Below are 15,325 nucleotides of genomic sequence, written 5' to 3'. Positions count from 1 at the left end.
AAGCCCGTAAAAGCTTGGCTGAGCCCTGTGACGAATAAAAGGGGACAAGATGAAGGCAGTTATTTTGGCGGGTGGCCTGGGCACGCGCATTAGCGAAGAGTCGCACCTGAAGCCCAAACCGATGATTGAGATCGGCGGCAAGCCAATTCTCTGGCACATCATGAAGCAGTATTCCGCTCACGGAATTCACGACTTCGTGATCTGTCTCGGCTACAAGGGCTACGCGATCAAGGACTTTTTCGCCAACTACTTCCTGCATACTTCCGACGTTACCTTCGACATGTGTAACAACCGCATGGACGTTCATCAGAACTATAGCGAACCCTGGCGGGTGACACTGATCGACACCGGTGAGGACACCATGACCGGCGGCCGTTTGCTGCGGGCCAGCCGTTACGTGGAAAATGAAGAGGCGTTCTGCTTCACCTATGGCGATGGTGTTTCCGATCTGAATATTGGCGAACTGGTGGACTTCCATCTTTCCCACGGCAAATTGGCCACCGTCACGGCAGTGCAGCCGCCGGGTCGTTATGGCGCGCTGGAGCGCGAGGGCAATCTGGTCAGCGGGTTCACCGAAAAACCCCGTGGCGACGGTGGTTGGATCAATGGCGGCTTCTTTGTGTTGTCGCCCAAGGTTTTATCCCTGATTAACAGCGATGAGACGGTCTGGGAATCAGAGCCCTTGATTGGTCTGGCCGAGCGAGGGCAATTGACGGCGTTCCAGCACGATGGTTTCTGGCACCCGATGGATACCCTGCGCGACAAGAATTATCTTGAAAGTCTGTGGCAAAGTGGGGAGGCCCCATGGAAGCAATGGGACTGAACCTGGAATTCTGGCGCGGCAAGCGGGTTCTGCTGACGGGTCACACCGGTTTCAAGGGCAGTTGGTTGACGCTGTGGTTGAAAAGCCTCGGTGCCGAGGTCAGTGGTTTTGCCCTTGATCCTTCGACCGAGCCGAGCTTGTTCGAACTGGCTCGGGTCACTGAAGGCATCAATGATCAGCGCGGTGACTTGCGCGATCTCGGCGCCCTACTTGAACTGATCGCAGAGGTCCAGCCCGAGATTGTCCTGCATCTTGCGGCGCAACCGCTGGTGCGTGAAGGCTATCGCGACCCGCTTGGCACCTATTCAAGCAATGTCATGGGCACCCTCAACCTGCTGGAAGCGATTCGCCAGATCGGTGGGGTGCGTGCTTGCGTACTGGTGACGACCGACAAGGTCTACGCCAACCAGGAATGGCTGTGGCCGTATCGTGAAAACGAGCCCCTCGGCGGACATGATCCCTACAGCAGTAGCAAGGCCTGCTGCGAGTTGCTCGCACAATCGTATGCGGTCTCGTTCTTTCCGGCCGAACGTTATGCCGAACACGGTTTGGCACTGGCCACGGCGCGCGCCGGTAACGTACTCGGTGGTGGCGATTTCGCTCCCGAGCGTTTGATCCCTGATGTGCTCAAGGCCTGGTCGGCTGGTGAACCGGTGACTCTGCGCTATCCACAGGCTGTTCGCCCCTGGCAGCATGCGCTGGAGCCATTGGCGGGCTACCTGCAATTGGCCGCTGGCCTGTACGAACAAGGCCCGCAGTTCTCCGGTGCATGGAACTTCGGACCCGGTGAAAGCGATATGTGCAGTGTCGGCGAGGTGGTTGAGCTGCTTGCCAAGCGCTGGCCGCAAGCGCCGGGGCTGCGTATTGAACCAAGCGATTTTCACGAGGCCGGCTTGTTACGTCTGGACAGCAGTCGCGCCCGTCAGTTGTTGGCGTGGCAGCCGCGCTGGTCATTGCAGCAATGCCTGGAGCAGACGCTGGATTGGCACTTGGCCTGGAAGAATGGCGAGGACATGCGTGAAGTAACGCTCGCTCAGCTGAACCTGTATCGGGGGCAGTTGTGAGTGAGTTTTTGTTAACCCCGCTACCGTTGACCGGACTGTTCAACGTGCAGCACAAGCGCCATGAGGATCAGCGTGGGCACTTCGCCCGGCTGTTCTGTGAAGGTGGTTTGAGTGCCTTCGGTCAGTCGTTTCATATTCGTCAAATCAACCATTCTTGCACCCGCGAGCGGGGCAGTGTGCGCGGCCTGCATTATCAAAAAGCCGAACAGCCGGAAGCCAAACTGATTACCTGCCTGCGGGGCGAAGTCTGGGATGTAGCGGTGGATCTGCGGCCGGATTCCGAGACGTTCCTGAACTGGCATGCCGAGCATTTGTGCGCAGGGGATGGTCGTAGCCTGCTGATTCCGGCAGGTTTTGCCCATGGTTTTCAGACCCTGACCGACGATGCCGAGCTGCTCTATCTGCACAGTGCCGACTATGCCCCGGATCACGAGGGCGGTCTTTCAGTACTAGACCCCCGGCTGGCGATAGCCTGGCCGTTGGTTGTCAAAAATCTGTCAGCACGGGATGCCTCGCATCCCTTGCTCGATCCTCAGTTCGTTGGAGTGCGTCTATGAACTGCCGAGGTTGCGGCACCCCATTGACCTTGTCGCTGATTGATCTCGGCACGTCGCCGCCCTCCAATGCGTACTTGCGGGCCGAGCAACTGGAGCAGTCCGAGCAATGGGTGCCGTTGAAGGTGCAGGTGTGTCAGGAGTGCTGGCTGGTCCAGACCGAGGACTACACCCGCGCCGACAGCCTGTTCGACGCCGACTATGCCTACTTCAGTTCCTATTCCAGCACCTGGCTGGCTCATGCCGAGCGCTATGTCGCGGAGATGGTCGAGCGCTTTGGCCTGACGACTGACAGTCGGGTGGTGGAAATCGCCGCCAACGACGGTTACCTGCTGCAATACGTGGCCAAACGCGGCATCGCCTGCCTCGGCGTCGAGCCGACCCACAGCACGGCTCAGGCAGCGCGGGAAAAGGGGCTGGAGATTCGCGAGCTGTTCTTTGGTCGAGAGACCGCCTTGCATTTGCTTGAAGAGGGCTGGGCGGCGGACCTGATGGCGGCCAACAATGTGTTGGCGCATGTCCCGGACATCAATGACTTCCTGAGCGGCTTTGCTACGTTGTTGAAGTCCACCGGTGTCGCAACCTTCGAGTTCCCGCACCTGCTGACGCTGATGGCGGGGGCTCAGTTCGATACCCTCTACCACGAGCATTATTCTTATCTGTCGCTGACGGCCGTGCAGCGTTTGTGCGAACGCAATGGCCTGGAAGTCTTCGATGTCAGCGAACTGCCGACCCATGGCGGCTCGCTGCGGGTCTTCGTCCAGCGCGCTGATGGCGTGCGCCGTGCGCTGCAACCGGCCGTGCAGCATGTGCTGGATGTCGAGCTGATCTCCGGGGTGAAAACCCCCGGGTTCTACGCAACGCTGGCTCCGGCCGCCGAACGCATCAAGCATGAACTGCTGCGCTTCCTGTTGCAGGCCAAAGCCGAAGGCAAGCGCGTGGTCGGCTATGGTGCCGCTGCCAAAGGCAATACCTTGCTCAACTATGCCGGGGTCAAACCTGATCTGCTGGCCTGGGTCGCGGATGCCAACCCGCATAAGCAGGGCAAGTTCTTGCCGGGCAGTCGCATTCCTGTGGTCTCTCCCGATCATATCGAGAAAGAAAAACCGGATTACGTATTGGTGTTGCCATGGAATCTGCTGGATGAAATCACTCAGCAGTACGCCTGCGTTAGCACGTGGGGTGGTCGTTTTGTCGTTGCGGTTCCGGAGTTGAGCTACCGATGAGCAGAATTCATTACACCAAACCGAGTGTGGGTGAGCTGGAAGCATCCTATGTACTGGATGCAGTACAGAACGGCTGGGGCGAGCGCTGCTATGAATACATCACCCGTTTCGAGAAGGCCTTTGCCGAGCATATGGGCGTGCCTTACGCCATAGCAACTTCAAGCTGCACCGGTGCCTTGCACATGGGGATGGCGGCACTCGAGATCGGGTCGGGCGATGAAGTGATTCTGGGCAACACCAACTGGATCGCTTCTGCGGCGCCGATTACCTACCTTGGCGCTACCCCAGTGTTTGTCGACGTATCGCCGGACAGTTGGTGCCTGGATCCGGAAAAAGTCCGGCAAGCCATCACCCCTCGTACCAAAGCCATTGTCGCGGTGCATCTCTACGGCAATCTGTGCGACATGGACGCGTTACTGGCGATCGGCCGCGAGTTCGGCATTGCAGTGATCGAAGATGCCGCCGAAGCTATCGGTTCCCAGTGGCGCGCCAAGCCTGCCGGTTCGCTGGGGACTTTTGGGGCGTTCTCCTTTCACGGCACCAAGACCCTCACCACCGGTGAAGGCGGTATGTTTGTGACGTCGGACAGATCCGTGTACGAGCGGGTTCTGACCTTGTCCAATCATGGTCGGGTGAACGGCAGTACGCGTCAGTTCTGGCCAGATTTCATTGGATTTAAATACAAGATGAGCAACCTGCAGGCCGCCATCGGCTGTGCTCAGATTGAACGGGTCAACGATCTGATTGAGCGCAAGCGCGCCATATTCGCCAACTACGCCAGTGCTCTGCTGGAGATTCCGGGTATTTCAATGAACCCGCAGCCGGATCACTCACGCAACGGCTACTGGATGCCGACGTTGGTGTTTGAAGAGAGCACCGGGATTACTCGCGACACCTTGATCGAGGCTTTCAAAACCGCTGATATCGACGCGCGAGTGTTCTTCTGGCCATTGTCGTCGCTGCCGATGTTCAGCGCGATGGATGTCGATACGCCGGTGGCTTTTTCACTGTCGGAGCGTGCGATCAATCTGCCGAGTTATCACGATATGACTGACTCGGATCAGCAGCGGGTCATTGCGGTGGTTCGCGCTGTCTGCGCAAGCAGGGGGCTGGGGCTGCTGTGAATATTTACTTGTTGGGTGCGGCGAATCCTGAGGCCGTACGCATGATTCGTTCGGTGCAGCGCGCGAACCCGAACGTCGAGTTTTTGTTTCTGGACAATAATCCGGCCAAACAGGGCGCTGATTTTTTTGGTGTTCCAGTGGTTGGTGGTACTGATCGTGTGGCCGATCTGAAGGGGCCGGACACCCTGTTCGTCAACCTGATTACCGGCTCTACCGAGCTTCGCTACGAGACAACCTGCCAGATCGTCGAGGCCGGCGGAACATTGGGTAACTTTGTGCATCCTGGCATTGATCTGACGATGGTCCGAATGGGCGTTGGCTGTTATCTGCAGGAGGGCGTGATCATGCAGGCCGACGTCGCGTTGGGTGACAACACCAGTATCAGTGCAGGAAGCGTGATTGGGCATGAAGGCCGGATTGGTCATTCAGTGTTCATGGCGCCTGGGGTCTGTATCGCCGGCTGTGTCGAGATCGGAGACGGTGCCTTCATCGGTATCAATGCGACCATTTTGCCCCGTTTGCGCATTGGTCGTTGGGTCACTATTGGCGCCGGGGCGGTCGTCACCCAAGACGTTCCTGACTATGCAGTGGTGGTGGGTAATCCCGCCAGAATCATCAGGTCGAATGCTGTTTCCTATCAGGATGGCCGGGTTTTCAAGTAAAGCCGCCCCTATTTTTCGGAGAGTTTCCTATGAATCCTCATGAGTTGTTTCGTGAAGAAGTAAAACAAAATATCGAAGGACTGGAGCAGGACAAAGAGCTTCAAGCCACTTCTCTGGGCTGGGTAGGTACGACGGCAAAACACAAGTACACCTACAACTTCAGCTGGATGGGGCGGCCGATCATTCAATTTCCCCAGGATATGATCGCCATGCAGGAAATCATTTGGTCGCAGCGGCCTGATGTAATTATTGAAACCGGAATCGCCCACGGCGGCTCCCTGGTGTTTTATGCATCGATGCTTGAATTGATCGGACACGGTGAAGTGGTGGGTGTCGATATCGATATCCGCCAGCACAACCGTGAGGCGATTGAAGCGCATCCGATGAGCCATCGGATTCATATGATCCAGGGGTCTAGTATCGATCCGGCGATTGTCGATCAAGTGCGGGCGCGCATCGCCGGTAAGAAAGTCTTGGTAGTGCTCGACTCCAACCACACCCACGAACATGTTCTTGAGGAACTGCGTCTATACGCGCCGCTGGTTTCGGTCGGCAGCTATTGCGTGGTCATGGACACTGTGGTCGAAGATATGCCCGAAGACGCCTTTCCAGATCGTCCGTGGGGCAAAGGCGATAACCCGAAAACTGCAGTCTGGGCTTATTTGAAAGAAAATCGCGATTTCGAGATCGATTCCGCGATCCACAGCAAATTGCTGATCACCGTCGCGCCGGATGGTTATCTGCGACGGGTTGGTTAAGCCGCAACATCATCGTTGAGTATTTTTTTGCGATTCGCCGGGTGTGGGGAAAGTTATGCAAGGCAAGTATGGTTCTGAACACGCGTTACCTCTGAGTGAGCTGCTGACAGTGGTGCTGATTACCCACAACCGGCCGGCCTTTTTGCGCAGAGCTGTGCAGTTTTACAGCTCGCTGCCTTGCAAGATTCTGGTACTGGACTCGTCAATCCAGCCATCCGAGGGGATAGCAGGGCATTTAGCGTCGGTCGACTATCGGCATCTTCCACAGTTCGGCTACTGGGGGATTCAGACCAAACTGGCCTACGGCGTCGAGCAAGTGACCACGCCTTACATGGTGTTCGCTGCGGACGATGATTTCATCGTGCATGACGCGCTCTGCGATTCGGTAGCGTTTCTGGAGGCGAACCAGGACTATGGGATGTGTCACGGCTATTGCCTGATGTACCTGACCCTGGCCAATAGCGTGAGCTATTACCGACGTGACAAAAAGGTCTGTGAAGACTACTCGTCCGAACGCGCTCAGGACCGTGTGCTTGACTACATGGGCCAGTACATCCCGCCTTTCTATGCCGTTCACCGCACTGCACTGTTGCGCGACTGGTATGCCGTCATGCCGGAAGGCACTATCTTTCAGTGGCAGGAAGTCGGCCACGTGTACTACATGCTGGCACGCGCCAAGGCGCGGATTCTGCCGATTCCGTATGTTGTGCGTGAGATCAATTACATTCATTCCGACCATAACACTGAGGTGTATACCTCACTCTGTTATACCGACTCCAAATCAGTGGCCGAGCGCGAGGCGTTTGCTGAATTCCTAGCATCGCTGCCCACGGGCATCAAAGACCTCGACCATGAGCAGGCGAAGCAGTTTGCGCTCGAGAGTTTTGCGGCGATGACCGCCAGTTTGCGTACGGGCAATGCGTTGGCGGCCGAGCTGATTTTCGAGTCCACATGGACAGCCGCTCATGCGGAGCCGGTGCGACGTTTCGGGCCCAAGCAATATGTGGAAATGCCGTTCTACAACCAGGCGTTTTTCGATCAGTTGACCCGGTTCGAGTTTTTGCTCCACGCCATGCCGGCTGGCCGTGTACAGCTTCAGGCGCTTGAAGGCGTATGGACTCGGCAAGAAGATTTGCTGCGACCTCACAACAATGATATCGCCGAGAGCATTGTCGATCGTCTGTGGCAGGCGCAGGACTGCAATCCGTTCAATATGCGAGTGGTCAAGCAGCTGGCGCAACAGCTTGAAAATATTGGTGAGCAGGATGAGGCCCAACTGATGCTCGACTGGGCTCAGCGCCTGGATGCAGTATCGCCTTCTGACTACCGTCAAACATTCGACAATATGCTCTCGGGTCGCTTGCTCAAGTGGTTGGAAGCGCGACGTCCGAATGCCGAAGAACTGGAGTCGATTACAGGGCATCTGGCGGTCCATGAAGGAGGTCCGCAGTTCGGTATTTTGTTACTGGACCTCGATAATAACGTCGAAAAACTGCAAGTTACCCTCGACAGTCTGTTAGAGGGATACTGCAAAAAATTCAAGATTGTGGTGTTCACCACCGGTGAGCCGCAGTCTGCTACCACTGCGCAAAACGTCCTGCACTTTGTCAAGGTCACCGCAGGCAACTACATAGACAAGCTGAATCAAGTGGCTCGCCAATCGTCCTGCGACTGGATGCTTCTGGCTGAGGCAGGAGACCAGTTCACTGCCAGCGGTTTGTTGCGCGCCAGCCTGGAACTGCTGGCGGCCCCCGAATGCCGCGCGGTGGCTGCGGATGAAATTCACCGACAGCCCAACGGCGCACTGATCGATGTGTTCCGCCCAGGCTTCAACCTCGACTTGTTGCAAAGCCTGCCGACGCTGATGGCACGACACTGGCTGATCCGTCGCGATGTACTGGTGGAAGCGGGTGGTTACTCAGCGGACTTCAGTAAGGCACTTGAATTTGATTTGCTGCTGCGGATGATTGAGCAAGGCGGTATGGCCTGGCTGGCTCATCTGGATGAGCCGTTACTCATCTGCCAGGCGCCGGTTCTAGAGGAAAATCCCCATGAGCGCCTGGCGTTGATTCGGCATCTTGCGAACCGTGGTTATAAGGCGCAAATCAGTTCGGCGACGCCCGGTACCTGGCAGATTGATTATCGCCACACTGAGCGTCCGCTGGTGTCGATCATCGTGCCGAGTCAGGACAACCTCCCACTGCTGGAACGTTGTCTGGACAGCGTCCTGCAAAGAACACGCTACCTGCGCTATGAAGTGCTGATCGCCGACAACCACAGTCAATCCTCGGCGGTTTCGGCCTGGCTTGACGCCCAGGAGCAAAAAACCGGCAAGGTGCGGGTGTTGCGATCCAAGCAAAGCCTCAGTACGTCCGCGCTTTACAATGCAGCCTGTCAGCAGGCGCAGGGTGAATACCTGATCTTGCTGGCGGTCGACAGCGAGGTGGTCAACCCGAACTGGATCGAGACGTTGCTCAATCAGGCGCAGCGTCCGGAAGTCGGCGTGGTAGGGCCAAAGCTGGTTGATCGTGAGGGTAATGTGACTCAGGCCGGGCTTATTCTTGGCATGCATGACGCGGCCGGCTCGGCGTTTGTCGGCGAACCTGTGAAAGCCAATGGTTATTTGCATCGTCTGGTGCTTGAGCAAAACTACTCGGCGGTCTCCGCTGCGTGCCTGATGGTCCGTAAAGAACTGTATGAAACCGTTGGCGGTCTGGACGAAGAGCGCTTCTCCGAGGCCTTCAGTGATGTCGATCTGTGCTTGAAAATCGCCCAGGCCGGCTACCTGACGGTCTGGACGCCGCAGGTGCAAGTAATTCACCCAGGCACCCTGCCAACGTTGCCAGTCGCCCTTGAGGCTCTGCGCGACAAGTGGGCAGGACCGTTCCAGCACGATTTGGCGTACAACAAGAACCTCGCTTTGACCGGCAAGGGCTTTACCCTTGGCAGCCCGACCAGTGTGAACTGGGCGCAGTTGCTTGCTTAAGTCTGGTCGACAGGAAAAGGACTCACGGCATGTTTAACGGCAAATCAATTTTTATCTCGGGTGGCACCGGCTCGTTCGGTCGCAACTTTATCCGCCGTTTGCTTGAGCAGTATCAGCCCAAGCGTGTCGTGGTGTTCTCCCGCGACGAGCTCAAGCAATACGAGATGCAACAGACGTTCAACGCGCCGTGTATGCGTTATTTTCTGGGGGATGTGCGCGATGCCGAGCGGCTGCGTCTGGCCATGCGCGGGATCGATTATGTGGTGCATGCGGCAGCCTTGAAGCAGGTGCCGGCCGCCGAGTACAACCCGACCGAATGCATCCGCACCAACGTCAACGGCGCGGAAAATATTATTGCTGCGGCCATCGACAATGGGGTGAAAAAGGTTATCGCCTTGTCCACCGACAAGGCGGCTAGCCCGATCAACTTGTATGGCGCAACCAAGCTGCTGTCGGACAAGTTGTTCGTTGCGGCGAATAACATTGCCGGTGACCAGCCAACGCGTTTCGCTGTGGTGCGGTATGGCAATGTGGCGGGTTCTCGAGGTTCGGTAGTGCCGTTCTTCAGTAAATTGATTAGCGACGGTGCGCGGGAGTTGCCGATCACTGACGTGCGCATGACGCGGTTCTGGATCACCCTGGATCATGGTGTGCAGTTCGTGCTCGACAGCTTTGCGCGCATGCACGGCGGCGAGGTGTTTGTGCCGAAGATTCCGTCGATCCGGATTATCGATCTGGCCGTGGGCATGGCCGAGCATCTACCGCACAAAAATGTCGGGATTCGTCCCGGTGAAAAACTCCATGAGTTGATGGTGCCGCTCGACGATGCGCGAATGACCCTGGAGTTCTCCGATCACTACACCATCCAGCCCTCGATCCGGTTTACCAACGTCGACGTCGACTATGCCGTCAATGGCCTCGGTGAGTGTGGTGCTCAAGTAGACGAAACCTTTGAGTATCGTTCCGATACCAATCCAGAGTTTTTGAGCGTGGGTCAGATCGCGGATCTGCACGCTGAGCTGCATTCATGATTCCATACTCGATTCCATACGGGCGACAGAGCATCGACCAGGCGGATATCGACGCGGTGGTTGAGGTTCTCAAGTCCCCGTGGCTGACCCAGGGCCCAACCATCGAGCGCTTTGAATCGGCAATGGCTGAGCGCTGTCAGGCGGATTTCGCGGTTGCGGTGTGCAATGCCACGGCAGCGTTGCATATCGCCTGTCTGGCGGCAGGATTGGGCCCCGGTGATCGGCTGTGGACCACGCCTAATACTTTCGTTGCCTCCGCCAACTGCGGACGCTACTGCGGCGCCGATGTGGACTTCGTTGACATCGATCCGCATACCTGGAACCTCGACGCCGGCTTGCTGGCGCAAAAACTCGAAGCCGCCGAGCGCGTCGGAAAACTGCCGAAGGTGGTGGTGGCGGTGGCATTCTCTGGTCAGAGCTGCGACATGCAAGCCATTGCCGGGCTCGCCGAACGTTACGCATTCACCTTGATCGAAGACGCGGCGCACGCGGTCGGGGCGTCCTATGACGGACGTCCAGTGGGTTGTGGCGCGCATGCAACGATGACGGTCTTCAGTTTTCATCCGGTGAAAATTATTACCTCGGGTGAAGGCGGTATGGTCCTGACCAATAGGCCAGAGCTTGCCGAACGTTTGCGTCGGTTGCGCAGCCATGGCATTACCAGCGATCCGTCGCAGATGTCGCTACCCAGCCAGGGGCTTTGGTACTACCAGCAACTGGAGTTGGGCTTCAATTATCGAATGACCGACCTGCACGCTGCATTGGGCCTTTCGCAGTTGGCCAGGCTCGACGGTTTTATCGCGAGGCGGCGCCAATTGGCCGCGCGTTATGAGCGACTGTTGGCTGAACTTCCGTTGGTGTTACCGACTGCACAGGCAGGCGCCGAATCTGCTTGGCATCTGTATGTGGTGCGTGTGCGGTTTGATCAAGTAAAACTTAGCCAACGAGACCTTTTCGATGCGTTGAGAACTGCAGGGATCGGTGTGAACCTGCACTATATTCCGGTGCATCTACAGCCTTACTACCGCGAGTCAGGATTCACAGATGGCGATTATCCAGAGGCCGAGCGTTATTTCGACGAGGCGGTCACCTTGCCGCTGTTCCCGGACCTGACAGACGAGCAACAAGACTATGTGATCGAGCAGTTGCGTAGCCTGCTTGGCTAAGTGCCTTCTTGCCGCGATCCGTTGATGAGAGTAGTGCATGCGTGAATTAAGTGAGCAAGAGCAGTTCTGGCGGGGCGAGTTCGGTGACCAATACGCGGGACGCAATCAGGGGCAGCCGCTGATCGCAGCCAACCTGGCGTTGTTTGCCAAAGCGCTGGCGCGAACCTCACGGCTAGAGAGTCTGTTGGAGTTGGGCACCAACACGGGCAATAACCTGCAAGCTTTGCATCAGCTATTGCCAACATGTGTGCTTCAGGGGGTCGAGATCAATGCTCAGGCTCAGGCCTATGCGCAAGCGCTGGGGGTTGCGGACGTCTGGCATGGTTCGTTGTTCGACTATCCACATGATCGGACTTTCCAGTTGACCCTGAGCAAAGGCGTACTGATTCACCTCGCGCCTGAACTGCTGCCTGCGGCTTACGCTCAGCTGTACCAACTGAGTCAACGCTATATCCTGATTTGCGAGTACTACAACCCGGTGCCGGTAGAGGTGTCCTATCGCGGTAACAGCGGCAAGTTGTTCAAGCGTGATTTTGCCGGGGAAATGCTCGATCGCTACAGTGATCTGCACCTGCTCGACTATGGGTTCAGCTATCACCGCGATCCGCAGTTCCCGACCGACGATATCAACTGGTTTCTATTGGAAAAGCGCCTGTGACAGCGGTAGCAATCATCCCGGCGCGGGGTGGCAGTAAACGGATCCCGCGCAAGAATCTCAAGCTGTTCAACGGCCAGCCGATGATTGTCTGGTCGATTCTGGCTGCGCTACGGAGCGGCCTGTTCGATCAGGTTGTGGTCAGTACCGACGATGAAGAAATCGCTGCGATCGCCAGGGCCCACGGTGCATGGGTACCCTTCATGCGCCCGGCGCAACTGGCCGATGACTTCACCGGTACGGCGGCGGTGATCATGCATGGGCTGGCGACACTGCAGGAGCAGGGGCACTGCTTCGATTACGCTTGTTGTATCTATGCCACAGCACCTTTGCTGCAAGGGCGCTACCTGCGCGAAGGCTTGACGGCCCTCGAGCAGAACCCGGGGAAATCCTTTGCCTTTTCCGTGTGCGGTTTTGGCTTTGCCGTGCAGCGTGCGCTGAGTCTGAATGAGCAGGGCGCCCTGCAACCGCTGTATCCGCAGTACCGGGAAACCCGATCCCAGGACCTGCCCGTGGCCTATCAGGACGCCGGACAGTTCTATTGGGGGCGCACCGAGGCATGGTTGCGGGGTGATGTATTGTTTTCGGATCAGAGTTTGCCGGTGATCTTGCCCCGGCATCTGGTCCAGGATATCGACAGCGAAGAGGACTGGACCCGCGCCGAGTACCTCTACGCAGCGTTGCTGGCGGGTGGAGAGCTGGAGTCGTGAGAGTGCTGATCCGGGCGGATGCCTCGCACGCTATAGGCAGCGGCCATATTGCGCGGTGCCTGACCTTGGCCAAGGTATTGCGCGACGGCGGACATGACGTGGCTTTTGCCTGTCGCTTATTGCCTGGGCATTTGCTCGAGCATCTCGCGACTCAGGGATGGCGCGCTTATGGGTTACCTGCGACGTACGCTGAGCAAGCCAATGCAGGGCAAGACATCGAAGCTGCGTTGCCTTGGCAGGCGGACATTGCGGCACTGCAGCAGTTGCTGACGGTAGAGGATGCGTTCGACTGGATCATCGTCGATCACTATGGCCTCGATCATCATTGGCAGACCGCCGCCCGACAATGGGCACCACGGATCGCAGCAATCGATGATCTGGCCAACCGCCGTCACGCTGTTGATCTGTTGCTCGACCAGAACTTCAGCGGCACGCCGAGCGCTTATGCACCGTGGGTGGGACCCGAGTGCCGAACGTTGTTCGGCCCACGTTTTGCCATGATTCGGGATGAGTTCAAGCGCGACCCGGTGCCGATTCAGGCCCTGGCGCGTCGGGTTCTGGTGAATTTCGGCGGCTTCGATGCCGCCGGGGAAACCTGGAAGGCGATGTTGGCGTTGAGTGAACTAGACGGGTTGGAAGTCGACTTTATCGCGGGCACCGGTAACCCCGAGTGGACGCGGATGCAGGCACTGGCCTCAGGGCGTTCCACCTGGCGATTGCAAACCCACACGGACCAGTTCGCTGAGCTGATGGCGCATGCCGATCTGTTTGTCGGCGCGGGCGGCGGCACCAGTTGGGAGCGTGCCGCCTTGGGACTGCCAACGATCTGTATCGCGGTGGCGGCCAATCAACAGGCCAACGCTGAACGTTTGGCTGAAGTCGGTGCGCACCTGTACCTGGGGCCGCGTGACCAGGTTTCTGTTGAGTCATTGCGTCAATCGATCAGTGTGTTGTTGGCCAATCAGGGGTTGCGTCGGAGTTTTGCCAAGCGCTCTCGCCAGCTGGTCGATGGCTGTGGCGCACGCCGTGTGGCAGCGGCCCTGGCCGGTGAGGTGCTGCAATTGCGCCCGGCGACGATAGACGACGCACGTCTGCTGTTCGATGGGCGCAACGCTGAAGAGGTCCGGCGCTGGTCGGTGGAATCGCACGCCATTGATTGGGCCGGTCATCTGACCTGGTTGGCTGCCACCCTCGTGAATGACCAACGCCTGCTGTTGGTTGCAGAAACGGTCGACGGCCCGGTGGGCGTGCTGCGCTATGACAGGCTGGATACAAGGACTGAAGTATCGATTTACCTATTCGAAGGGCGATTCGGTCTGGGCTGGGGCAGGGCGCTACTGGCCGGAGGGGAGCGATTCATCACGCGTCACTGGCCGCAACTACGAGTGATCGATGCTCAGGTGCTGCCGGCCAACCAGGCGTCGATCAACCTGTTTCGCGATGCGGGCTACCAGCAGAGTGCCTGCCGTTTCGAGCGCGTTTTAAAGGATCATGCCAATGACTAGTTTCAAGATAGGCTCGCGTTCGATTGGTGCCGATACCGCGCCGTTCATCATCGCCGAAATGAGCGGCAACCATAACCAGTCGCTTGAGGTCGCGCTACAGATTGTCGAGGCGGCGGCCAAGGCCGGTGCTCACGCCTTGAAACTGCAAACCTACACCGCCGATACCATGACCCTGGACCTTGAGCACGGCGAGTTTTTTATCAAGGACCCCAATAGTCTGTGGGCGGGGTCGTCCCTCTACGCGTTGTACGAGAAAGCCCACACACCCTGGGAGTGGCACGCGCCGATTTTTGCCCGGGCCAAAGCGCTGGGGATGCTGGCATTTTCGACGCCATTCGATGACAGTTCGGTGGATTTTCTTGAAAGCCTGGATGTGCCGGCTTACAAAATCGCCAGTTTCGAAAATACCGATTTACCGTTGATTCGCCGGGTCGCGTCGACCGGCAAGCCGTTGATTATCTCGACCGGCATGGCGAGTATCGCCGAACTGGACGAGACGGTTCGCGCTGCTCGTGCTGCCGGGTGCAAGGACTTGGTGTTGCTCAAGTGCACCAGTACTTACCCGGCCTCGCCAGAAAACAGCCATGTGCGCACCATCCCGCATTTGCGCGATTTGTTTGGTTGCGAGGTGGGATTGTCCGATCATTCCATGGGCGTTGGCGTTTCCGTGGCAGCCGTAGCGCTCGGGGCGACAGTGATCGAAAAACATTTCACTCTGGATCGAGCCGCTGGCGGGGTAGATGCGAGCTTTTCCCTGGAACCGGCTGAAATGGCTAGCCTGGTCATTGAAACCGAACGTGCCTGGCAGGCCATGGGGCACGTGCATTATGGCGTCACAGAGGCCGAGCGCGCGTCACTGGTCTATCGTCGATCACTGTATGTGACTCAGGATATGGTCGCCGGTGAAGTCTTCAGTGCTGACAACCTGAGAGCAATCCGTCCGGGCTTTGGATTGGCCCCAAAACACCGCGATGCGCTCATCGGGCGACGTGCGGGACAGGCCTTGAAACGGGGTACACCCCTGGACTGGTCATTGGTCGAATAACAGCTTCTGTGGCTGA

At 57.7% G+C, this 15,325-nt stretch carries 14 protein-coding genes; all 14 read left to right on the top strand.

What is annotated here, in order from left to right:
- Positions 1-49: 49 nt before the first annotated feature.
- The 14 genes from rfbF to pseI are packed head-to-tail and all read left to right on the top strand — an operon-like array spanning position 50 to position 15,309.
- Positions 50-823, top strand: a complete 774-nt coding sequence (gene rfbF, locus QN399_RS03205; RefSeq protein ID WP_322180083.1) for a glucose-1-phosphate cytidylyltransferase — start codon at positions 50-52, stop codon at positions 821-823.
- The gene (rfbG, locus tag QN399_RS03200) at positions 805-1,887 is read left to right on the top strand and encodes a CDP-glucose 4,6-dehydratase (RefSeq protein WP_330200544.1); all 1,083 of its coding nucleotides are present in this window, start codon (positions 805-807) and stop codon (positions 1,885-1,887) included. Before rfbF ends, rfbG begins: the two co-directional genes overlap by 19 nt.
- Positions 1,884-2,444 (top strand): dTDP-4-dehydrorhamnose 3,5-epimerase, encoded by a 561-nt coding sequence (locus QN399_RS03195; RefSeq protein WP_322180078.1) that lies wholly within the window; start codon positions 1,884-1,886, stop codon positions 2,442-2,444. The genes rfbG and QN399_RS03195 overlap by 4 nt, the downstream gene beginning before the upstream one ends.
- Positions 2,441-3,667 (top strand): class I SAM-dependent methyltransferase, encoded by a 1,227-nt coding sequence (locus tag QN399_RS03190; protein WP_330200543.1) that lies wholly within the window; start codon positions 2,441-2,443, stop codon positions 3,665-3,667. Before QN399_RS03195 ends, QN399_RS03190 begins: the two co-directional genes overlap by 4 nt.
- A complete protein-coding gene (locus QN399_RS03185) occupies positions 3,664-4,791 on the top strand; it encodes a DegT/DnrJ/EryC1/StrS family aminotransferase (RefSeq protein ID WP_322180074.1) in 1,128 nt (375 codons plus the stop codon). Before QN399_RS03190 ends, QN399_RS03185 begins: the two co-directional genes overlap by 4 nt.
- Entirely contained in the window at positions 4,788-5,453 is a 666-nt protein-coding gene (locus QN399_RS03180; protein ID WP_322180072.1) for an acetyltransferase, read from the top strand. The genes QN399_RS03185 and QN399_RS03180 overlap by 4 nt, the downstream gene beginning before the upstream one ends.
- Before the next feature lie 29 nt (positions 5,454-5,482).
- Positions 5,483-6,211: a cephalosporin hydroxylase family protein gene (locus QN399_RS03175; RefSeq protein WP_330200542.1), complete on the top strand. Its 729-nt coding sequence runs from the start codon at positions 5,483-5,485 to the stop codon at positions 6,209-6,211.
- Positions 6,212-6,266: 55 nt separating this feature from the next.
- Positions 6,267-9,197: a TIGR00180 family glycosyltransferase gene (locus QN399_RS03170; RefSeq protein ID WP_330200541.1), complete on the top strand. Its 2,931-nt coding sequence runs from the start codon at positions 6,267-6,269 to the stop codon at positions 9,195-9,197.
- A 29-nt stretch (positions 9,198-9,226) separates the two neighbouring features.
- Entirely contained in the window at positions 9,227-10,228 is a 1,002-nt protein-coding gene (gene pseB / locus QN399_RS03165) for a UDP-N-acetylglucosamine 4,6-dehydratase (inverting) (protein ID WP_322180066.1), read from the top strand.
- A complete protein-coding gene (gene pseC / locus QN399_RS03160; RefSeq protein ID WP_330200540.1) occupies positions 10,225-11,394 on the top strand; it encodes a UDP-4-amino-4,6-dideoxy-N-acetyl-beta-L-altrosamine transaminase in 1,170 nt (389 codons plus the stop codon). The genes pseB and pseC overlap by 4 nt, the downstream gene beginning before the upstream one ends.
- Before the next feature lie 37 nt (positions 11,395-11,431).
- Complete coding sequence (locus QN399_RS03155) at positions 11,432-12,052, top strand: pseudaminic acid biosynthesis-associated methylase (protein ID WP_322180061.1); 621 nt, start codon at positions 11,432-11,434, stop codon at positions 12,050-12,052.
- Positions 12,049-12,759 carry a pseudaminic acid cytidylyltransferase gene (gene pseF / locus QN399_RS03150; protein ID WP_322180059.1) on the top strand — a complete coding sequence of 237 codons (711 nt, stop codon included), beginning with the start codon at positions 12,049-12,051 and terminating at the stop codon, positions 12,757-12,759. The genes QN399_RS03155 and pseF overlap by 4 nt, the downstream gene beginning before the upstream one ends.
- On the top strand, positions 12,756-14,264 hold the full coding sequence (gene pseG / locus QN399_RS03145; RefSeq protein WP_330200539.1) for a UDP-2,4-diacetamido-2,4,6-trideoxy-beta-L-altropyranose hydrolase: 1,509 nt from the start codon (positions 12,756-12,758) through the stop codon (positions 14,262-14,264). The genes pseF and pseG overlap by 4 nt, the downstream gene beginning before the upstream one ends.
- Positions 14,257-15,309, top strand: a complete 1,053-nt coding sequence (pseI, locus tag QN399_RS03140) for a pseudaminic acid synthase (RefSeq protein ID WP_322180054.1) — start codon at positions 14,257-14,259, stop codon at positions 15,307-15,309. Before pseG ends, pseI begins: the two co-directional genes overlap by 8 nt.
- Positions 15,310-15,325 lie beyond the last annotated feature (16 nt).

The organism is Pseudomonas sp. 10C3, from assembly GCF_036346185.1.
GTDB lineage: Bacteria > Pseudomonadota > Gammaproteobacteria > Pseudomonadales > Pseudomonadaceae > Aquipseudomonas.
Note: the sequence above shows the minus strand (reverse complement) of the source record. Positions and strands in the feature narration are given on the sequence as shown.